The 21,060-nt window shown below is 40.2% G+C and carries 20 protein-coding genes; 11 read left to right on the top strand and 9 right to left on the bottom strand.

Annotated elements, in window-relative coordinates:
* The first annotated feature begins 3 nt into the window (after window positions 1–3).
* The 4 genes from gndA (at window position 4) to AC0IWT_RS03435 (ending at window position 4,155) form a co-directional block, all read left to right on the top strand.
* The gene (gene gndA, locus AC0IWT_RS03450) at window positions 4–1,419 is read left to right on the top strand and encodes an NADP-dependent phosphogluconate dehydrogenase (RefSeq protein ID WP_471795996.1); all 1,416 of its coding nucleotides are present in this window, start codon (window positions 4–6) and stop codon (window positions 1,417–1,419) included.
* Between the two features lie 25 nt (window positions 1,420–1,444).
* Window positions 1,445–2,959, top strand: a complete 1,515-nt coding sequence (gene zwf / locus AC0IWT_RS03445; protein WP_056872280.1) for a glucose-6-phosphate dehydrogenase — start codon at window positions 1,445–1,447, stop codon at window positions 2,957–2,959.
* A gap of 96 nt (window positions 2,960–3,055) precedes the next feature.
* Window positions 3,056–3,781, top strand: a complete 726-nt coding sequence (pgl, locus tag AC0IWT_RS03440) for a 6-phosphogluconolactonase (RefSeq protein ID WP_471795995.1) — start codon at window positions 3,056–3,058, stop codon at window positions 3,779–3,781.
* Between the two features lie 8 nt (window positions 3,782–3,789).
* Window positions 3,790–4,155 (top strand): DUF5655 domain-containing protein, encoded by a 366-nt coding sequence (locus AC0IWT_RS03435; RefSeq protein WP_471795994.1) that lies wholly within the window; start codon window positions 3,790–3,792, stop codon window positions 4,153–4,155.
* Here the strand turns inward: AC0IWT_RS03435 and AC0IWT_RS03430 are convergent.
* The 3 genes from AC0IWT_RS03430 to AC0IWT_RS03420 form a co-directional block, all read right to left on the bottom strand.
* Window positions 4,152–5,033 (bottom strand): Ppx/GppA phosphatase family protein, encoded by an 882-nt coding sequence (locus tag AC0IWT_RS03430; protein ID WP_056872240.1) that lies wholly within the window; start codon window positions 5,031–5,033, stop codon window positions 4,152–4,154. The two genes, AC0IWT_RS03435 and AC0IWT_RS03430, sit on opposite strands and share 4 nt — an antisense overlap.
* Before the next feature lies 1 nt (window position 5,034).
* Window positions 5,035–7,092, bottom strand: a complete 2,058-nt coding sequence (gene ppk1 / locus AC0IWT_RS03425) for a polyphosphate kinase 1 (protein ID WP_471795993.1) — start codon at window positions 7,090–7,092, stop codon at window positions 5,035–5,037.
* Window positions 7,093–7,190: 98 nt separating this feature from the next.
* Window positions 7,191–7,841, bottom strand: a complete 651-nt coding sequence (locus AC0IWT_RS03420; protein ID WP_471795992.1) for a hypothetical protein — start codon at window positions 7,839–7,841, stop codon at window positions 7,191–7,193.
* A gap of 75 nt (window positions 7,842–7,916) precedes the next feature.
* On the opposite strand from AC0IWT_RS03420, the gene AC0IWT_RS03415 reads away from it, so the two are divergent.
* The 4 genes from AC0IWT_RS03415 (at window position 7,917) to AC0IWT_RS03400 (ending at window position 11,345) form a co-directional block, all read left to right on the top strand.
* Complete coding sequence (locus tag AC0IWT_RS03415) at window positions 7,917–8,408, top strand: YajQ family cyclic di-GMP-binding protein (protein ID WP_056872237.1); 492 nt, start codon at window positions 7,917–7,919, stop codon at window positions 8,406–8,408.
* 71 nt (window positions 8,409–8,479) lie between these two features.
* Window positions 8,480–8,920, top strand: coding sequence for a GNAT family N-acetyltransferase (locus AC0IWT_RS03410; protein WP_471795991.1), 441 nt, complete (start codon window positions 8,480–8,482; stop codon window positions 8,918–8,920).
* A gap of 65 nt (window positions 8,921–8,985) precedes the next feature.
* Window positions 8,986–9,579: a DUF4142 domain-containing protein gene (locus AC0IWT_RS03405; RefSeq protein WP_471795990.1), complete on the top strand. Its 594-nt coding sequence runs from the start codon at window positions 8,986–8,988 to the stop codon at window positions 9,577–9,579.
* 152 nt (window positions 9,580–9,731) lie between these two features.
* Entirely contained in the window at window positions 9,732–11,345 is a 1,614-nt protein-coding gene (locus AC0IWT_RS03400) for a S8 family peptidase (RefSeq protein WP_471795989.1), read from the top strand.
* 68 nt (window positions 11,346–11,413) lie between these two features.
* Here AC0IWT_RS03400 and AC0IWT_RS03395 read toward each other — a convergent pair whose 3' ends face one another.
* The 3 genes from AC0IWT_RS03395 to AC0IWT_RS03385 are packed head-to-tail and all read right to left on the bottom strand — an operon-like array spanning window position 11,414 to window position 15,149.
* Complete coding sequence (locus tag AC0IWT_RS03395; RefSeq protein WP_471795988.1) at window positions 11,414–13,543, bottom strand: xanthine dehydrogenase family protein molybdopterin-binding subunit; 2,130 nt, start codon at window positions 13,541–13,543, stop codon at window positions 11,414–11,416.
* A gap of 2 nt (window positions 13,544–13,545) precedes the next feature.
* Window positions 13,546–14,529 (bottom strand): FAD binding domain-containing protein, encoded by a 984-nt coding sequence (locus tag AC0IWT_RS03390; protein WP_471795987.1) that lies wholly within the window; start codon window positions 14,527–14,529, stop codon window positions 13,546–13,548.
* Window positions 14,526–15,149 carry a (2Fe-2S)-binding protein gene (locus AC0IWT_RS03385; RefSeq protein ID WP_056872231.1) on the bottom strand — a complete coding sequence of 208 codons (624 nt, stop codon included), beginning with the start codon at window positions 15,147–15,149 and terminating at the stop codon, window positions 14,526–14,528. The genes AC0IWT_RS03390 and AC0IWT_RS03385 overlap by 4 nt, the downstream gene beginning before the upstream one ends.
* 225 nt (window positions 15,150–15,374) lie before the next feature.
* Here AC0IWT_RS03385 and AC0IWT_RS03380 point away from each other — a divergent pair, with 225 nt between their 5' ends.
* Window positions 15,375–16,022 carry a YceH family protein gene (locus AC0IWT_RS03380; RefSeq protein ID WP_471795986.1) on the top strand — a complete coding sequence of 216 codons (648 nt, stop codon included), beginning with the start codon at window positions 15,375–15,377 and terminating at the stop codon, window positions 16,020–16,022.
* Here the strand turns inward: AC0IWT_RS03380 and fabF are convergent, their stop codons facing one another.
* The 3 genes from fabF to AC0IWT_RS03365 all read right to left on the bottom strand — a co-directional run bounded on the left by fabF (window position 16,023) and on the right by AC0IWT_RS03365 (window position 18,897).
* Complete coding sequence (fabF, locus tag AC0IWT_RS03375; RefSeq protein ID WP_471795985.1) at window positions 16,023–17,273, bottom strand: beta-ketoacyl-ACP synthase II; 1,251 nt, start codon at window positions 17,271–17,273, stop codon at window positions 16,023–16,025.
* Between the two features lie 222 nt (window positions 17,274–17,495).
* The gene (locus AC0IWT_RS03370) at window positions 17,496–18,263 is read right to left on the bottom strand and encodes an SDR family oxidoreductase (protein ID WP_471795984.1); all 768 of its coding nucleotides are present in this window, start codon (window positions 18,261–18,263) and stop codon (window positions 17,496–17,498) included.
* Between the two features lie 46 nt (window positions 18,264–18,309).
* Window positions 18,310–18,897, bottom strand: coding sequence for a TetR/AcrR family transcriptional regulator (locus tag AC0IWT_RS03365; RefSeq protein WP_471795983.1), 588 nt, complete (start codon window positions 18,895–18,897; stop codon window positions 18,310–18,312).
* Between the two features lie 249 nt (window positions 18,898–19,146).
* Here AC0IWT_RS03365 and AC0IWT_RS03360 point away from each other — a divergent pair, with 249 nt between their 5' ends.
* Together AC0IWT_RS03360 and AC0IWT_RS03355 are read left to right on the top strand one after the other, a co-directional pair.
* Window positions 19,147–20,058: a helix-turn-helix domain-containing protein gene (locus tag AC0IWT_RS03360; RefSeq protein WP_471795982.1), complete on the top strand. Its 912-nt coding sequence runs from the start codon at window positions 19,147–19,149 to the stop codon at window positions 20,056–20,058.
* 82 nt (window positions 20,059–20,140) lie between these two features.
* Window positions 20,141–20,974, top strand: coding sequence for an SDR family NAD(P)-dependent oxidoreductase (locus AC0IWT_RS03355; protein ID WP_471795981.1), 834 nt, complete (start codon window positions 20,141–20,143; stop codon window positions 20,972–20,974).
* Window positions 20,975–21,060 lie beyond the last annotated feature (86 nt).

Below are 21,060 nucleotides of genomic sequence, written 5' to 3'. Positions count from 1 at the left end.
AAAATGGCGACTAACGAATCCACACAATATAAATTGGGCATGATAGGTTTAGGCACAATGGGCCGCAACCTTTTGCTAAATATGGCCGATAAAGGCTTTTCGGTTACAGGCTACGATAAAGATCATAAGATGATTGCAAAGCTTGAAGACGAAGGCAAAAGCCACAACCTTAAAGGTTTTGATAATATCGAGAATTTTATTGCCAGCCTGGCTTCGCCGAGAACTTTAATTCTTCTTGTTCCGGCCGGGCCAATTGTAGACAGTGTTATTGCAGAATTAAAACCTTTGTTAAGCAAAGGCGATATCATTATCGATAGCGGAAACTCGCACTTTACAGATACCAATCGCCGCGTTGATGAATTGGAAAAAGACGGTCTTCATTTTTTTGGAATGGGAATTTCGGGCGGAGAAGAAGGCGCCCGTTTCGGCCCGAGTATGATGCCAGGTGGCGACAAACAGGCCTACAATGTAGTTAAGGATGTATTTGACGCAATTGCCGCAAAAGTAAATAACGAGCCATGTGTAACTTACATTGGTCCGGGTGCTTCTGGCCACTTTGTCAAAATGGTACACAATGGTATTGAGTACGCAATCATGGAACTTATTGCGGAAGTTTACGGCATTTTAAAAAATGGCTTAGGCTACACAAACGACGATATTTACAAAGTTTTTAAAAAGTGGAATGAAGGCCGGTTGCAATCATTTTTGCTCGAAATTACCGCAGAGATTTTTGTATTCAAGGATGGTGAAACCGACGTTGATTTATTAGATCAGATTAAAGACGAAGCCCGTTCAAAAGGTACTGGAAAATGGACTTCGGAGGTTTCAATGGAATTGCAGTTGCCAATACCAACAATTAATGAAGCCGTATCAAACCGCGATTTATCTAAGTTTAAACAACTACGCTTATCATTGGAAAATGATTTTGGAAAAAAAGATATGAAGATTGATGTAACGCTTGATGAGCTTGAAAATGCCTTCTATTTCTCGATGATAAGTGCATATGCACAAGGGATGCATCTTCTGGTACAGGCTTCAAAAGAATACCAGTATGGGTTAAAGCTTCAGGAAATTGCGAAAATCTGGCGTGGCGGCTGTATTATAAGGGCTAAATTTTTAGAAGATATTTACCAGGCTTATGAAAAAGACAACAACCTTGAACATTTGTTTGGCGATGCTAACGTTCAAAACGTAGTCAAAGGCACGCTGGGCGGAATTCGAAAAACGGTTTCATCTTGTGTAAATTCTGGTTTGGGCATTCCTGCTTTTGCTTCTACCCTAACCTATTTCGATACGATAACAACCGGACGTATGCCTTCAAATTTAATTCAGGCACAAAGAGATTTCTTCGGCGCTCATACTTTTGAGCGTATCGATCAGGAAGGCGTTTTCCATGCCGATTGGAATAAATTATCATAATACTTTCGATTTTAAAAACATCAAAATGAAATCAAATACAGCGTTAAGTCCAACAATATTTGTAATATTTGGCGGAACTGGCGATTTAAATAAGCGTAAGCTTGCTCCTGCCTTATATAACTTGTTTATAGAGGGTTACATGCCCGAAAAGTTTGCCGTAATTGGCACGGGTAGAACTGAATTTACAGACGATAGCTACAAAGCCGCTTTAGAAGAAGCCGTAAATGAGTTTTCCCGCTCAGGGAAAGTAGAAAAGGAAAAGTGGAATACTTTTGGGAATACAATTCATTACTGTCCTACCGATTTTGCTCAGCCAAAAACTTTTGAAAACTTAAAAGCCGCTGTAGAAAAGTACCAGAAAGAATACGGTGCGAACACCCAGGTAATTTTTTACCTCGCTGTGGCGCCTAACTTCTTCCCGGTTATTGCAGAATGTTTGCAGAAATACAAGCTTACACAGAACGAAGATAACAGCCGGATTGTAATTGAAAAACCATTTGGCCACGATTTAGAATCGGCAAAAGAGTTGAATAAGTTGTTGAGTACAATCTTTACCGAAAAACAAATCTATCGTATAGATCATTATTTGGGTAAGGAAACCGTTCAGAATATGATGGCTTTCCGATTTGCAAATGCGCTGTTCGAGCCGCTTTGGAACCGTTCGTATATCGACCATGTGCAAATTTCTGTAACCGAACAGCTTGGCGTTCAAGACCGTGGTGGCTACTATGAAGGCGCAGGAGCCTTGCGTGATATGATTCAAAATCACCTGCTTCAGCTACTTTGCCTAATCGGTATGGAAGCTCCTATTACATTTGATGCCGACGAAATCAGAAATAGAAAGGTTGAAGTATTAAAAGCTATGCGCCCATTTTCTTCTGAAGATATCCGCTTTGGCACTGTTCGCGGTCAGTACAGTAAAGGTTGGGTAGAAGGTAAAGAAGTACCGGGCTATCGCCAGGAAAAAGGTGTAGATGCGCACTCAAATACTGAAACTTTTGCTGCTGTTAAATTCCACATCGATAACTGGAGATGGCAAGGCATTCCGTTTTATTTAAGAACCGGAAAACGTTTGAATCAGACATCATCATTAATAACGATACAGTTCAGAGACGTTCCACACCAGATATTTTCTTCAGATGTAACTGAAAACTGGCAGCAAAACCGATTGGTGATCAGCATCCAGCCAGAAATGAGTATTCGTATGCAGGTACAGGCAAAACGACCAGGTTTAGATATGGTTTTAAATCCGGTTGATATGGTTTTCGATTATAAGGGAACCTATGAAGGCGATACGCCAGAGGCTTACGAAACGCTGTTACTTGATGCAATGATGGGCGACCAAACCTTATTTATGCGTGGCGATCAGGTTGAAGCTGCCTGGGAGTTGGTTATGCCGATTTTGAATACCTGGGAAAGTAAGAAATCAATCAATTTCCCTAACTACCCTGCAGACAGCTGGGGGCCGGAAGAAGCTGAAGCGCTTATTGCCAGGGATGGCTTCCACTGGTTTAATTTGCCATTGAAAAATAAAGACTAAATTTAATTTGTGATTACGGGGCGCTAAGCAATCTTATACTGAAAGAGCAATCGATCAAGTTTGCCTGGTGCCCCGAAATTATTTTACCCATAAATCATGAACCTACTTATTTACAAAACCCTCGAAGAATTAAACCAGGATTTAGCGGACTATGTTATCAAAATTGCCGAAATGGCTATCGAGGAGAACGACCGTTTCAATTTTGTTTTAACAGGTGGCAACTCTCCAAAAGAATTGTACAGACTTTTATCAACAGATTGCAAAGACCGTATTGATTGGGAAAAGGTTTATTTTTTCTTTGGCGATGAACGTAATGTGCCAGCGGACGATGAAAATTACAACGGCTTAATGGCCAAAAAAACTTTTTTCGACAACCTGAATGTTGCTGAAGACCATATTTTTTATGTAAACACGTCGTTAGCTCCGGAAAAGGCTGCCATTGAATACAAAAAGGCAATTGATAACCACTTTGGCGGAAGTGATATTGTTTTCGACTTGATTTTGCTGGGTATGGGTGATGATGCGCACACTGCGTCAATTTTTCCACACACCAGCCTTGTGAAGGACGAAGAGGTGAATGTGGCATCTGTGTTTGTAGAGAAGCTAAACACCTACCGCATAAGTTTTACTGCTCCACTAATTAACAAAGCTGAGAATGTGGCGTTCTTAGCGTTTGGAGAGAACAAAGCTGAGGCCTTGAAACATGTTATCGGCGATGAACAGAAAGATTTCGATACTTACCCGGCACAATTGATAAATCCAATTGATGGAAAATTAACGTGGTTTGTAGATGAAGCCGCAACTAAACTGCTCGAAGATTAGTTAATATCATGTCTGACGGGGAAAATTTATCGGCTTACCTGAACGGAAAAACGGAATACACTTTAGCGTTATTCCGTTTTTTTATAGCCGAGTTTTCCAAACTGGGCGATGTAAATGTGAGACCTCTAAAATCGATGATTGCTATTGAGGGAAATCATAATTATGCCCATATAACCAATCTAGGAAAAAACTACATTCATATTGTTTTCCACTTTAGCCAACCATTTACAGATAACCTTTGCTTTAGTAAAATTGCCCAGGTTCCGGGAACCCGGCAGTTTAATCATCACCTTCGCATTTATCATAAAGATGATCTAAACGAAGAGGTTAAAGCTTATATGAAGATGGCAGTTTTGGGTTTGGAGCGGGCTTAATAAAGTTTTTCTTCAATTAACAGGTTAATTATTCCGTCGGCCATACCAACTTTAGGCACATAAATTTGCTTTATTCCCGTCCACTTCATCAGCGTTAAATAAATTTCGCAGGCAGGAATAATTACGTCGGCCCTATCGGGATTTAATCCTAAAACATGAATCCGCTCCTTTAAAGAATAACTGGTTAACCGGTTATACAAGGAATTTAGTTTTTGTAGTGACATTGGCGCCCCATCTTTTTCTTCAGCCATGCGAAAAATCTTGTTAATATTTCCTCCGGTGCCAATTCCGGCCAGGTGTTTATAAGCTTTGGTATTATCCTTAACCCAGGTCTTCATTTCTTCCCAGGTTTCTTCTTTATCCTGATTATCAAGCATTCTAATGGTGCCAATGTTAAAAGATTTTGAAGCCTCAGGAACCCCGTTAACAAAAACAGACAATTCGGTACTGCCTCCTCCAACATCAATGTATAGATAAGTTTTGTTCTGGTCTAAATCCTTTTCGATGTGGTTTGCATAAATAATGTTTGCTTCCCGCTGTCCTTCAATTATCTCGAGTGTAAGCGATGTTTCTTCCTTAATAAGCTTCACAATTTCCTGTCCGTTTGCAGCCTCACGCATTGCAGAAGTTGCGCATGCCAGATACTCCGTAACGTGATAAACGTCCATCAGATTTTTAAAGGCTGCCATCGTTTTCACCAAATCACCCGCTTTTTTCGGAGATATATTCTGGTCTAAAAAAGCGTCGTCTCCCAATCTTAAGGGCACACGAATTAGCGTATTTTTTTTGTATTTGTACAGGCCATCCTGTTTACTGATATCTGCGATGAGCAAACGAACTGCATTTGAGCCAATATCAATGGCTGCGTATCTTAACATATTATTGATGCTTGGTTTTCAAATAGTTATAAATATCCACTTGCGCCCTTGTTTTTTTACTTAACCTGTTTTTGTGGTATTTGTTGTTGTTTTGAGCATTTATCTGGCGTGATTTGGTATTGTCCTGCAATTGCAAATCAATCATGTCCTGAATTTCCTGCTTAACATCAGCATCTAATACAGGAAAGCCAACTTCTACCCTATGCTCGAAATTTCTGCTCATCAAATCTGCAGAAGAAAGGTACATATCGTTTTTTCCGTTATTGCTGAAAATATAAACCCTGGCATGCTCCAGAAATTTATCTATAATGCTAATGGCCGAAATGTTTTCGCTAAAACCGACAACGCCTGGCACGAGGCAGCAAATTCCCCTTACTATCAACTGGATTTTAACGCCGGCATTGCTTGCTTCGTAAAGTTTGGTAATAATGCCCTCATCGGCTAAACTATTAACCTTTAGTAAAATATAGGCTAATTTTCCTGCCTTGGCATTTCTAATCTCCCGGTTAATAAAGTTTGTAAGTTTCGAGCGGCTTTCTAAAGGTGATACAATTAAATGTTTGAAACCTTTGGTTACTGTACGTTTGGTTAACGCATCGAAAAGTTTTACCAAATCGTTTGTAATTTCCTTTTTCGCGGTGAAAATGCTATGGTCACAGTAAAGGCCGGCGGTTTTTTCGTTAAAATTTCCGGTAGCAAGGTTTGCATAGTAAACCGCTTTATCTTTTTCCATGCGTTTAACCAGGCATATTTTGGAATGTACCTTATAATCGGTTAAGCCATAATTAACTTTTACGCCTTCCTCCATTAATCTGCTGGTCCAGAAAATATTTGCCTGTTCATCAAACCTGGCCTTTAACTCGAGTAATACAGAGACATTCTTGCCATTTTTAGCCGCGTTAATCAAAGCATTTATAACCTTTGAATTCTCTGCCAACCGGTATAAGGTGATTTGTATATCTGTAACCTTTGGGTCAATCGCTGCTTCCCTTAAAAATAGAATGATGTAATCATAAGATTGATAAGGCAAATTTACCAGGTAATCTCTCTGGGCAATCTTCGCGAAAACGCTTTCGGTTCGATGTAGTCCGTGTACTTTTAATGGCACATTCGGCGGATATTCCAAATCTTTTCCCCCCACATTCGGGAAGGCAATAAAATCACCAAATTTATGGTACCTGTTTCCGGGAATTAAGCTCTCTGCTTCCAGTTTTAATTTATTTACCAAAACCGTAAGCATGTTCAATGGCATTGCAGAATCGTAAAGCAAACGCATTGGTTTACCTTTTTTACGCTTTTCGAGACTACTCTTCAAATCTTCAATAAACTTATCGTTTATGTTTTTATCTATATCCAGTTCGGCATCTCTGGTAAGTTGAATCGAATAAGCTTCTAAATTATCGTATGTAAAAACATAAAAAATATCATCGAGGCAATAACGAATAATGTCTTCCGCGAGGATAATAAATTTAAGATCATTAGTTTCTGGTAACACCAAAAAACGAGGCAGATTTGGAGGTATTTCAATCAGTGCATACTTTTCCCTCAGTTTTGTGTCTTGCCTCGATAGTTTTACAAAGAAATATAAGAACCTGTCCTTTAACTCCGGAAAAGGCTTATCCATATCCAGCATTATTGGCACCAGATTAGACAGGATTTTGTCCCTGAAGTGGTTTTTCACAAACTCTCCGCGACTAACGTTAAGTTGCGTATCGTTTAAAATAAAGATTCTGTTTTGGGCCAGTTCATTTATAAGCGTAGCCTGAAAAAGCTGGTCGAATTTACGCTCTTGCCTAACAACAATATTTTTAATTTCGTTTAGAATTTTTTTGGGATTGAAACCCAACAGCGCTTTTGCTTTCTCGTTTAAGTTTGTTAAACGGGTCATCGTAGCAACCCTAACTCTATAAAATTCTTCGAGATTTGAAGAGAAGATTGACAAAAACTTGATGCGCTCAATCAATGGAACTGTTTCATCTGCCGCCTCTTGCAGTACGCGTTCATTAAAATACAACCAACTTATTTCGCGATTAAAAAAAGGTATCTTCTTCTTGCTCATTTAAAAAAATAAAAATCCCTGCCAAAACAGGGACGTTCAAAACTGCAAATTAATTTGTTAAGTGGATGTTAATTCGTAACCATATTAATGTTAACAAACTATTTAGTCGTTGTTGTTTTAGCAACCTTTTTTGCCACTGGCTTTGCTTCAGAAGCAATCTTTTTAGCTGTCGTTGCCGGCACAGTTTCAATTGCTTTCGACGCAACTTTCTTAGCGGCCTGTTTTGCGTCGATAGCTCCTTTTGAGGCAGATTTATCTGCAGCAGTTTTTACTACCTCCGTTGCGTTCCCGGCAGATTTTTCTCCTGCCGAAACTACCGCCTTAGCACTCGAAACAGCCTTAGCAATTGGCTTTGAAATCGCCGTTTCAGCCTTTTCTTCTGTCGCTATTGCAGCAACTTTTACACTTTGCACAACTGGTTTCGCTTTCGAAACCGCTTTTTTAACCACCTTTTCAGCTTTAGTTGCCGCTTTCTCTACTGGTTTTTTAATATCTTTTTTAACCGCTTTTGCTGAATGGAGTATGTCATCTATTTTATGTCCCACATCCGCCTTTATAACCGTAAACTTTTTTGTAAGCTTCTTTGCCACTCTTTTGCTTGCTTTTGCAACCTCCGCACTAATCTCCGACGCGTCGTGACCTAAACTTTTAACGACTTCCAAAAACTGAGCCGTTAAAGATTGCTCCAATTGTTTCTTCGCATCTTTTTTTGTTGTTTTTTTTAGCGTCTTCGCTTTGGTGGTTTTCATAATATTTTTCGTTTTTTTGTAGCATCAGTAATGATGTACTAAATCTACTTATTTTTTTACTTTAAAGCTAAAACCATGCCTTCTTTTGATATTGTAAGTAAAGTTGATGCGCAAACACTGGACAACGCAATCAACAATGCTAAAAAAGAAATTTTGAACCGTTTCGATTTCAATGGCTCGAAGAGTACGATAGACCTTGATAAGAAAACCAACATCGTAACCATTGTTACGGAAGATGATATGCGTTTAAAAGCTATTGAAGGGTCGATAATTTCCAGGATGATGAAACAAAATCTCGATCCAAAAAGTCTGGACTTCGGAGATGAACAACAGGCATCAGGAAATATGATTCGTAAAGAAATAAGCATTAAAGAGGGTTTGGATAAAGAAGCTGCGAAGAAGGTTGTGGCTAAAATTAAAGCGAGCGGCCTGAAAGTACAACCGTCAATAATGGATGACCAGGTTAGGGTTACCGCAAAAAAAATCGACGATTTGCAAGCGGTAATTAACCTTTGCCGTAACGAGGATTTTGGCCAGCCCCTACAGTATATTAATATGCGCAACTAAGGGTTCGAATTTTAGCGAACTATTTCGCCCTAATCTGTCCATGTATAAATAAAAAACAAGCAGCATCCCATATGGAAATTAGTGAACATGGTTTTGTCTTTTCTGATAATAAAGACCTCTTACAACTCGATGCCATTCACCGTTATTTGAGCGAGGAATCTTACTGGGCCAAAAACATACCTAAGGCTACTGTCAAAAAATCATTAGAAAATTCGCTTTGTTTTGGTATTTATAAGGGTGATTTACAAATAGGTTTTTCGAGATGGGTAACGGATAAGGCAACTTTTGCATACCTGTGCGACGTTTACATTGAGCCTGAATACCGTGGACTTGGCCTTTCTAAGAAATTAATGTCTTTCATGATTTTCCATCCTGATTTACAAGGTTTGCGACGTTATCAACTTACCACATTAGATGCACACGAGTTATACCGGCAATTTGGATTCTCGGAGATAAAAAATCCCGAGCGTCAGATGGCAATCGTAGTTAACAATGTTTACGACCCGCAGTAAACGCTTCGTTAATTAAAAACCTTTTCAACGCTTTCTTGTTTTTTAAGCAAACAAAAGAAAAAGCAATGAAAAAGATATTTTTAGGTTTAGCCCTTTCTACATTAGTAATTTTACAATCTTGCCAAACTGCTGATAAAAAGTCATCGACTACAAAAGACAGCGTAGGTGGCGATACTACAATGGTTAATGGCGTGCATGTTTCTGGCTCAGAAAGTACCGAAACTACATTGGATGATGATGGAGCGACATTTCTAAAAAAAGCAGCTGTAGGTGGGATAATGGAAGTCGAAGCAGCCAAAATAGCACTCAAAAATGCAAAAAATGGTGAGGTTAAGAATTTCGCCCAGCAAATGATTACAGACCACAGTAAGGCAAACCAGGAGCTGAAAGCGCTTGCTTCTAAAGCAAAAATAATTACTCCTGATGCGTTACCTGCAGATGAGCAAATACATCTGGATGAAATGAAAAAGATGACAGGCGATAGTTTTGACAAACACTACATTGCAATGATGGTAGATGACCATGAAAAAACGGTAAAACTTTTTGAGCAGGGCAAACAAAATAAAGACCTTGACTTAAAAGCCTGGGCAACAAAAACCCTGAGCGTTATTGAAGGCCACACTGCAAAAGCAAAAGAAATTGCCTCAGCAATAAAATAACATCACATATATTATTTTAAAAAGCAGGACTTGTTTTGTAACAAATCCTGCTTTTTATTTATAAAATGTTCGGCGAACATCATTTTTATTAATGGGTTTATCTTTTGATGAAAATTAAAGCTATATTTTGCCGTTAAATACAAAAAACAGAAATGAATAAGAGTAAAATTTTTAAAAGGTTATTTAGTTTAGCAGCGATTATATCAGTGCCTTTTCTCGCAAATGCGCAGAAAGCGAACTGGCAAAATCTCGACTTAAGAACTGATTCGGTATTTGGAATCGGTACGGAAAAAGCATATAAAGAATTACTGAAAGGTAAAAAATCGACCAAAGTTATCGTGGCCGTGAATGATGGCGGCGTAGATGCGCAACATGAAGACTTGAAGCGTGTTATGTGGGTGAATACAAAAGAAGTGGCTGGCAATGGGAAAGACGACGATAATAATGGTTATGTCGACGATATTCATGGCTGGAATTTTATCGGAGGCCCAAAAGGTTCTGTAGACCATGAGACCCTGGAACTTACCCGTTTAGTTCGCAGAGACATGAAAAGATTTGCAAACACAACTGACGCAAACGTTACCGAGCAGGACAAAAAAGACTATGAAGCATTTAAAGTTATGCGCTCTGATTTGGAGAAGCAACTTGGTGAAGCAAACGCAAATCTGGCAGGTTTGGCTGGCTTTAAAAATGCTTTAGATGCTGTTGTGAAAAAGATAGGGAAACCAAATCCTACTGCTGAAGATTTTGTTAAGTTTAAACCTGAAACTAACGCTGATGCACGGATTCAGGAAGTTTTGTCTCAAGAATTGAAAAAAGGAAGCTTCAAAGATTTTTATGAGGACCAAATTACGGAAGGCGTAAAATATTATACCGAACAAGCAAATTACAACCTAAACCTTGATTATAATCCACGTGATATTGTTGGTGATGACCCTAACAACGACAACGAGAAAAACTACGGAAATAATGATGTGAAAGGTCCTGATGCAATGCATGGTTCGCACGTTGCCGGTATTATTGCCGCCGACAGAACCAACAAACTTGGCATAAACGGCGTGGCCGATAACGTCTTAATTATGGGTGTTCGGTGTACGCCTAATGGTGATGAACGCGATAAAGACGTTGCCAATGCGATTCGTTACGCGGTTGATAATGGTGCGAAGGTTATTAACATGAGCTTCGGAAAAGCCTACAGCTGGAATAAAGCTGTTGTAAACGAAGCGATGAAATATGCAGCATCAAAAGATGTATTAATTGTGCAAGCGGCTGGTAACGAAAATAAAGATATCGACACCGAGAATAATTTCCCTAACCACAAAGATTTAGATGAGAAAACAATTGCGTCATGGATTACCGTTGGCGCATCGGGGCCAAAAGACGACGAAACCCTGAAAGCGAGTTTCTCTAACTTTGGTAAAACCCAGGTTGATGTTTTCGCTCCCGGCGTTCAGATTTACTCTACAATTCCGGATTCGAAATACAAAAATTTAGATGGTACAAGTATGGCTTCGCCAGTAGTAGCAGGCTTGGCGGCTTTGATTCGCTCATATTATCCAAAACTTAGCGCAGCTCAGGTTAAAGAGATCATCGTAAAATCTGTTGTTAAAGTGAACCACAATGTAGAATACAAAAAAGGAGAAGGCGATGATGCGCCAAAAGCATCAGTTCCATTTGCAGATTTATCTATTAGTGGCGGAATTGTTAATGCTTATAACGCATTGAAGTTAGCTGCTACATATGATGGCAAATCAACAGCCAAATAACATTTACATTAAATAAAACCAACAAAGGCGAACCAATCGGTTCGCCTTTGTTGGTTAACTGAAAATCATTAAACGCTCGCCAATATTTTGTCGGGTGTAATTGGAAGTGTTCTTATCCGCTTACCGGTAGCGTTGAAAACCGCATTTGCTACGGCCGCAGAAAAACCAATCAAAGCAATTTCACCCATTCCTTTTGCGCCCATCGGATTTATGTAGGGGTCTGGCTTGTTTATAAAATGTACCTCAATTTCAGGGATGTCCGCATTTACCGGCACGTGGTAGTCTGCAAAATTGTTATTAATATACCTGCCATAGCGATGGTCTATTACCGATTCTTCGGTTAACGCCATGCCAACACCACCCACGGCGCCGCCAACCATTTGGCTTCTGGCAGTTTTCGGACTTACTATCGTTCCCGAATCGCCAACTGAGACAATTTTATCTACCTTAACCACACCGGTTAAACTGTGCACTTTAACTTTCACAAAGTGGATGGAAAAAGAATACATGGAATAGTCTTCACGTTCCTTGCCGGCCTGACTTTGCTTGGTAACCTCAATTGAGGGCAAGCTGTTTTTCTTCAACACGTCTACAAAATTTGAAGTGGCATCCATATTCGAGTTTGCGGCAAGCTCTGCTATGGTCGACTTTAAGCTTACGCAAACATCGTTTACAGCAGAACCTACGGTAGATAATGTTGCCGAACCACCCTGGCTAGGCGCAGGTGGTAACGAAGAATCGCCGAGCTCAAACTTTATCTTATCACCCGTAATGCCCAACAGTTTACTCGCGATGAGCGTCATACCGGTTCCGGTACCCGGACCAATATCACTTGTAGCGCTTTGTAAAATCAATGTGCCATCGGCTTTTAGAATACCTTTCACGCTTGCCCTACCCCTGTTCGCATTAAAAACACCGATACTTACGCCGTAGCCGCTTTTCCATTGGCCATCTATCAAACTGCCTGGCTTGTTCTTTCGTTCCGACCAGCCAATTTTCTCGGCGCCTATTTTATAAGCTTCCTTAATGTTTTTATCAGAAAAAGGTTTGTTGCGTTGCTGGTCTTTTTCAGGGTCATTCTTCGTCCGGAATTCCAGCGGATCCATATCTAAAGCATGCGCAAGCTCGTCAATAGCACTTTCGAGGGCGAAGGCACCTGTTGCTTCTCCCGGCCCACGCATCCAGATTGGCACGCCTAAATCTACAGGTACAACGGTGTATTGTGTATTTACATTATCGCATTGATACATAAATTTAGCCATGTTTACGACACCTTCGGTGAAATTTTCATAAGCAGAAGTTTCGCCAAAGGCTCTGTGCGTTATGCCTGTTAAGGTTCCATCTTTATTCGCCCCTAAACCCACGGTTTGCACTGCTGCCGGCCTGTTGCCCACCATGGTAAACATTTGCATGCGGGTAATGACAAGCTTTACAGGTTTAGCGATATGCTTTGATGCCATAACCGTTGCTATTTCCAATGGCCAGGTTCTAAGGCCCATTCCAAAGCCACCACCCACAAATTCAGAATTTACCTGGATATTTTCTACCGGAATTTTAAATACGTTTGCAATGGTTCCCTGCGTTGCCTTAACGCCCTGCGTTTTCGCATAAACAGTTACCTGGTTATTTGGGCGCCAGTCTGCTATAATTCCCGCCAACTCCATCGGGTTGTGTGTTTCTATTGGCAGATGATATTGCGCTTCGATTTTTACCTCGGCAGTTTTATAGGCATTTTCTGTACCTCGTTTATAATCTGGCTGTCCCTGCAGCTTCTTCGATTTTGCATCCTTTACCGCTTTTTCAAAATCGGTATTAAATTCTTCTTTAGCGTAAGTCGCTTTCACCAGCGATGCAGCATATGTTGCTCTTTCGAAAGTGTTAGCAACTACAATCGCAATTGGCTGCCCGTTGAAAAAGATTTTATCGGTATAGAAAATTTTGAAGGGTGAGCCACCCTCTTGCTCATAAGCCGGAGCAGATGGCTTATTTAAGTGCGATATTACTGCAATAACGCCAGGTGCCTTTTCAGCGGCCTTTGTATCGAGCGCAGTTATTTTGCCTTTTGTAATTGTACTCGTTACTAAAACGCCATAAGTTAAGCCTGGCAATTCATATTCGGCAAAGTATTTAGCTTTTCCCGTCACCTTGTAAATTCCATCTACACGGTCATTTGCATCTTTTGATATTCGATTGTCCATGTTTATGCTTTCGATTTTGCAATGGTTAACGCTTCAATAATTGTGTTAGGAGCCATCTGAAGTTTAAAATCGTTTTCTCCGAAACCTTTTGCACCACTCATGGCCAGTTTGGCAGCTTGCTCAAAATTTCCGAGGGATGGCTCTTTGCCTTTCAGGAAATCTTCTGCCGCAGTTAAACGCCACGGTTTGTGTGCTACCCCGCCCATCGCCAGCCTAACATTAATAATTTTATCATCCACAACCTCCATTCCTGCGGCTACAGAAACTAATGCGAAAGCATAAGATGCCCTGTCTCTCACCTTTAGATAATGAGAATTTTTAGCCATATTATTTGTTGGAATTTCCAGTCTGATAATCATTTCATCAGCTTTTAAGTTATTGTCTATCTGAGGCGTATCTCCCGCAAGGCGATGAAAATCTTTAAATAAAACTTTCCGTTCGCCTTTCGCATTCGCGAGCACAACAACAGCATCCAAAGCAACTAATGCAACGCACATATCACTCGGGTGAACGGCAATACATTTGTCAGAAGTTCCAAAAATGGCATGCATCCGGTTGAAACCACCAAGAGCCCCGCATCCGGAGCCTGGCTGCCGTTTATTGCATGGCATTTCAATATCGTAAAAGTAGCCACAACGGGTTCGCTGCATCATGTTTCCACCTACAGTAGCTACGTTTCTAAGCTGTGCCGAAGCGCCGGCATTTAAAGCCATGGCCAAAAGTGGCAATTCTGCATTAACAATTTCGTTCTTTGCTACAGCTGTATTTGATGCCAATGCACCAATAATAATGTTATTGCCTACAAGTTCTATTTGTTTTAAGGGAACATGGTTTATGTCAATCAATTTTTCAGGAGCGGTAACTCCTCTTTTCATCAAATCAATTAGATTGGTACCGCCCGCAATGAACCTGGAATTTTTATCCTTTAATAGTAAATTAATTGCTGATTTTGCCGAAGTTGTTCTTAAATACTGAAAATTTATCATGCCTTCATTCCTCCTTTCGAAACCTCAACAATTGCATCAACAATGTTTGGGTAAGCACCACATCTACAGATGTTTCCACTCATATATTCACTAATCTCTGCTCTTGACCCGGTATGGCCTTCATTAACGCAGGCTACGGCAGACATGATCTGGCCGGGCGTGCAATAGCCGCATTGAAAACCATCATGCTTAATGAATGCAGCTTGCATAGGATGTAATTCTTCGCCATTCGCCAGGCCCTCAATAGTTGTTATCTTTTTACCTTCGTTCATAACTGCCAAACTCAAGCAAGAATTAACACGTTCGCCATCAACATGAACGGTACAAGCACCACACTGCCCATGGTCGCATCCTTTCTTTGTGCCTGTTAAATGAAGTTCTTCCCGTAAATAATCCAAAAGTGTAACTCTTGGCTCAATTGAAGTCTTAAAGGCTTTGTTATTGACTGTAAGATTAAGGGGAATTTTTTCGAAAAGCTCGGCGAAACGTTCATCGGCCTGGTTTTCTGCCGCCTTTAGTGCTGCAGCTGGTGTTAAGGCGATGGCTGTTATCAAGGAACTTTTTTTGAGAAAATCCCTCCTCGAGTCGCCCGCGGTTGATTCCTTATCTGATGATTGCATAAAATGTGTTTTGAGATGTTGTTGTTTCTAAAGTTCGCTATTCTTAACCTTAAAACACCGCAATTTGGAAATTTAGAATAATTCTAATAAAGCATTGAAGAGTGGCAAAAAAACCTTTCACATTGCAGATTATCCCAGGGTTTTAGTGGTGTTTTTCTTTGGCATGGACATAGCGTTTTGTGAAAATAATTTCGAAAATGTAAACGCTATTTATACTTTTATCAAATGGAAGATATTATAGCCATCCCCAATTTATCTGCAGAAGAACAACGTGTTTTAGGATCATTGATTGAAAAAAGCCGGACTACGCCCGATTATTATCCAATGACATTAAATAGCCTGACCGCTGCCTGCAACCAGAAAAGTTCGAGAAATCCGGTGGTAGAGTATGATGAGGAAACCGTTACCCTAACCCTGAACGCTCTAAAATTGAAAGGCTTAATATCAACTGCTACAGGAGGTTCGAGCCGTGTAATTAAATACAAGCATAATCTCGGCATTGTATTTCCATTAGTTCCATCAGAACTTGCAATTCTTTGTTTGCTGCTTTTACGCGGACCGCTTACACCCGGAGAAATTAATAGCAATTCTGCCAGATTGCACGAATTCGAAAGTATTGAGGATATTGTACTGCAGCTAAAAAAATTGGCTGAAGAAGAACCTGCATTCGTAAAGTTGTTACCTAAAAAAGCTGGACAAAAAGAAGCCAGGTACATACATTTACTTGGTGAACAGGCAGATACACCAGAAAATGAATCGCTAACTCCGCAAACAATTTTCCAACCCAATGAAGCGTTGGAAAATCGTGTGGCAAAGTTGGAGCAAGAACTTGAAGAATTAAAAGAGCTTGTTAATTTGTTAATGGATAAATAATTAATCCTGGTATTTTTTGAAAATTGTACTGGCAACGTGGCCGCCAAACCCGAAAGTATTGTTTAATACGTAGTTGATTTCTTTTTTTATCGGCTCTGCCAAAACAATATTTAATCCTTGCGGGATCTTTTCATCGAGTTTTTTAGTATTAATTGTTGGTGGAATAATGCCATCTCTAATGGCAAGGATGCTGATTAAACTTTCTACCGCACCGGCGGCGCCTAATAAATGACCTGTCATAGATTTTGATGCGCCAATTACTACCGGCAAACCTTCAAACACATTATTAATTGCAATTAATTCGCTCAAATCCCCTAATCCTGTTGAGGTGGCATGAGCATTTATGTAATCGATTTTGTCAGCTGAAATATTAGCATCCTTGAGCGCTTTCTTCATTCCGACGGTTGCGCCAATACCATCTGGCGGCGTCCCTGTCAAATGATAAGCATCTGCAGCCATACCGCCGCCAACAATCTCAGCATAAATGTGAGCACCGCGGGCCACAGCGTATTCCAGTTCTTCCAAAATCAGAGCGCCGGCTCCCTCGCCCATCACAAAGCCATCGCGACTTTCATCAAACGGTCTTGATGCCGTCTCCGGACTATCATTTCGCTTTGATAAGGCCTGGGCAGCATTGAAACCACCAACCGATGCTTCCGTGATGGCCGCTTCTGAGCCACCGGCAACCATAATACTTGCTTTACCCAAACGAATGGTATCGAAAGCACTTATAATGGCGGTATTGGATGAGGCGCAGGCTGAAACTGTACAATAGTTTGGTCCACGTAATTTGTGGCGAATACTAATTGCACCTGCTGCAATATCTACAATCATCTTTGGAATAAAAAAAGGACTAAACCGTGGCGTGCCATCACCCTGATGAAATTCCGCCAATTGTTCCTCAAAGGTGGAAATACCACCGTTACCAGTCGCCCAGATAACGCCAACTTCGGCCAGTTGCTCATCACTCATTGTTGTAAAATCCAACCCAGCATCTGCAATAGCCTGGTCGGTGGATGCAATGGCGTACTGGGTAAAAGTATCGAATTTTCTAGCTTCCTTTTTATCCAAAAAATCCTCTGGATTAAAGTCTTTTACTTCTGCAGCAAAATTTGTTTTAAATTTGCTGGTATCAAATTTAGTAATCGGCCCGACACCACTTTGACCATTTAAAATATTAGTCCACAGCGTTTCTACAGTGTTTCCAAGGGGTGTTATCGCACCCAGGCCAGTTACAACTACTCGTTTCATTTTATTATATTTTATAGTTTTTTCTCAAGGGTATAGTCAGCACAGAGATTCAAATCGACATATTCAGGTTCAAAATCATGTAATCAAAAAGTCGTTCTTCTAACAGCTATTTCAATTCTCGGTGTCCGGTAGTTATGCCCTAATTGCCGCAAAGGTGCCAATTCCAAGTGTGAAATTTGCTATATCAACGACAAAAGTTTTTCAAATCATTTTCTTAATTGGCTATTTAACCGATTCAACCCATTCCTTCCTATCTGCATTTAGTAAGTTAAGCGCATAATCAGGTGATTTCCGGAACAGTTCATAAATTTTAGCCGTGTCGCCCACCCTGATTTCAAACTCATCCTTTGCGAGTGCGGCGATAAAATCATCGGCGACAACAGACGGCTTAATGCCGTTGTGGCCACCAATTTCTTTCGAAAATTCTGTATCAACCAATGGTGGCATCAATTCAAAAACCTTAACCTTTGTTGCTTCTAGACTTAGCCTTAAGGATGTGGTGTAAGAATGTAGTGCTGCTTTACTTGCTGCATAGGTAGGGAGTGTAATGCCCGGAACGTATGCAACAACTGAAGAAACATTTACAATTGCAGCTTCCGGCTGTTGTTTTAGAATTGGCAATAATTTTTCGTTTATCCTGATGATTGACAGATAATTCGTTAGCATTTCGTCTTCAGCGTTTGCAAAACTGTCCTGGTTAGCATCTCCCAAATTATAATAGATTGCACGACCAGCATTATTGATAACCATGTTTAGGTGTTTAAATTCTGAAGAAATACGTTTGACCAAACTATCTACATCTCCTGCTTTGCTTACGTCAAATTGAATTCCGGTAACATTGTTCAAGCCCGCCAATGCAGTATCGAGGCGCTCTTGGTCTCTACCTGTAACAATTACCCGATTATTTAATGCAGTTAATTGTTTAACAATTTCTAATCCGATTCCGGCAGTTCCGCCGATAATTAATACTGTGTTTTGTGAAGTTTTCATAATTTCTAATTTTTATACCAATCGGTATATTTTAAGTTAAAATTTTTTAGCCGAGGCTGTTTATATATTTTTTTAAAGAATTCATTATCGAATGCCAGTGATCAAAGTTATTGGTAAGCCGGGAAATCATGATGGCGCCCTCAATCATAGCGATGAGTGTTAAAGCAACCTGCTCAGGATCTGTGCCGGCTGTAATTTCGCCATTGTTAATACCATCTGTAACCAAACTACTTATACCTTTTTTCCATGATAACACTGCTCGAAGAACTTTTTCCCTGAGCGCCGGGTGTGTATCATCTGCATCAATAGCTGTGTTTAATACCGGGCAACCGCCCACTGTGATCCCATCAACCAGCACACTTTCGTATACCTCTATGTAAGCAAGAAGTTTTGATTTTGTAGAACGGCTTTTGCTAACCGCCGCTTCAATTTTCTTTACATTACTATTTAAATTGTAATCAAAAGCGGCCAAAGCAACCTCGTCTTTGTTGGCGAAATTACCGTAAATACTGCCTTTAGTTAACCCAGTTGCAGCGGTGATATCATTTAATGATGTACCTGCGTAGCCTTTCATATTGAAAATCGGCGCTGTTTTCTCAACAATATAATTTTTGGTCTTTTCTGCTTTTGTCATAATCAATAAAATCGACAGGACAAATATATACCGAATGGTATATTAAGTGTAACTATTTTTATCATTTTAAAGTACTTTTATTAGCTGCAATAACCGCCAGATATTGGACGTTTCAGGAGCTGCTCTTTTTAATGATAGGTAGTAAATTACGAAAAAATTGCCGGCCAAAATCAAGCGCTTAAAAACGAATTCTCAGTCCGGCGGCAATTACATTTTCACTTACAAGTTTGAATTTTGTAACTTTGACCTATGAGCAAATCAGAATCGATAGCAGATTTTTATAAGAACAAGTTTGATTTTTTGCCTGATAACTTACAAAAAGACATTGGCCATTTTAACGTCTTTCGTTTAGAAGATTGTCTCGGCGATGACAAGCCACCAATGAGTTACAGCAGAAGGGATTTTTACAAGATTGCTTTAAACCGTGGTCACAACATATACCACTATGCAGACAAAAGCGTAGAAATTAACGGCACGGCGCTCATGTTTTTTAATCCTCTCGTTCCTTACACCTGGGAACTTGCCAGCGGTAAAATGCAGGATATAAAGGGCTATTTCTGCATTTTCACGGAAGCTTTTTTCAACGAGAAAATCAGAGGAAATATTGGTGATTTGCCGATGTTTGCCGTTGGCGGTAAGCCAGCTTACGTTTTAAATGAGCAGCAAGACGAATACGTGTCATCTATTTTTGAAAAGATGCTTGGTGAAATTACCAGTGATTACTTATATAAATATGATTTGCTGAGGAACTATACTACGGAGATTACACATTTTGCATTAAAGACCGAGCCTTCGGAGGGATTGTACAAACACCCTGATGCAAACTCCAGGATTACTGCCGTATTTACTGAACTTTTGGAGCGGCAGTTTCCTATAGAAAATCCCGCTCAAAGGTTTACCATGCGTTCGGCCAAAGATTATGCCGCACAACTTTCTGTACACGTAAACCACTTAAACAGAGCAATTAAAGAGACTACCGGAAAAACAACTACGCATTACATTACCGAACGTTTGCTTAGCGAGGCAATGGCTTTGCTTAAACATACAGACTGGAATATTTCAGAAATTGGGTATTGCCTTGGCTTCGAAGAACCCACTCATTTCAATAATTTTTTTAAGAAATTAACTAACCATACACCAACATCCTACCGGATTGTTTGAATTTCGTAATCATTAGTTTGATTCGCGTAGTTATAAGTTTATACTTCATCCATACTTTTGTATCAACAAAAAGGATAAAATTATGGGACTTAAAAAAGTTTGGTTTATAACTGGCGCCTCCAAAGGACTGGGTTTAAGTTTAGTAAATCAATTATTACAAGCAGGCCAGTCTGTTGCAGCCACTTCCAGAACAGGAAGTGAGTTAAGCCGGGCCGTAAATACGAACTCGGAAAAATTTCTTCCGCTGGAAGTTAATTTAGCAGACGAAAAAAGTGTTGAGCAAGCTGTTGATGCAACAATCGCGAAATTCGGGAGAATTGATGTAGTAATTAACAACGCTGGCTACGGCGTTGGCGGGAGTATCGAAGAGCTTAGCGACGAGGAAACCCGTCAGGCTTTTGATGTAAATGTTTTTGGGACTTTAAACGTGATTAGAAAAGCGAGCTTACATTTAAGAAAGCAACGTTCAGGGCACATCATAAACATTGCATCAATAGCGGGAATAGCTGGCGCCACCGGCTGGGCGGTTTATTCAGCAGCAAAAGCAGCAGTAATTGCACTTTCGGAAGTGTTAGCAGAGGATGTTAAAGAATTTGGAGTTAAGGTGACAGTTGTGGCACCAGGCGCCTTCAGAACAAGCTTCCTTACTCAAGAATCTCTGGTACTGGCGCAGCACCCGATTGATGAGTATGCGGAAGTACGTAATGTGCATGCGAAATACCTTAAAATGGATGGCGCACAGGCTGGCGACCCCGAAAAGGCTGCCGCAGCAATGATTTCTCTGGCAAGTATGCCAAACCCTCCGCTTCATTTACTGCTGGGAAATGATGCTTTGCTACGGGCAAATGCAAAGCTCGATGCATTGAAAAAGGAAATTCAGGATTGGAAGGCAATAACGATTTCAACTGATTATTAGAAGATTATCAAGATTATCAGTATAAAACTTAATGCAATCCTCGCCGCAAATGCACTTTTTGTGCGTGGCAAGATTGAAAATTCACA

The sequence above is a fragment of the Pedobacter sp. AC464 genome, assembly GCF_979253075.1.
The sequence above is the reverse complement of the archived record's forward strand: the minus strand, read 5'-3'. Positions and strand labels throughout refer to the sequence as shown.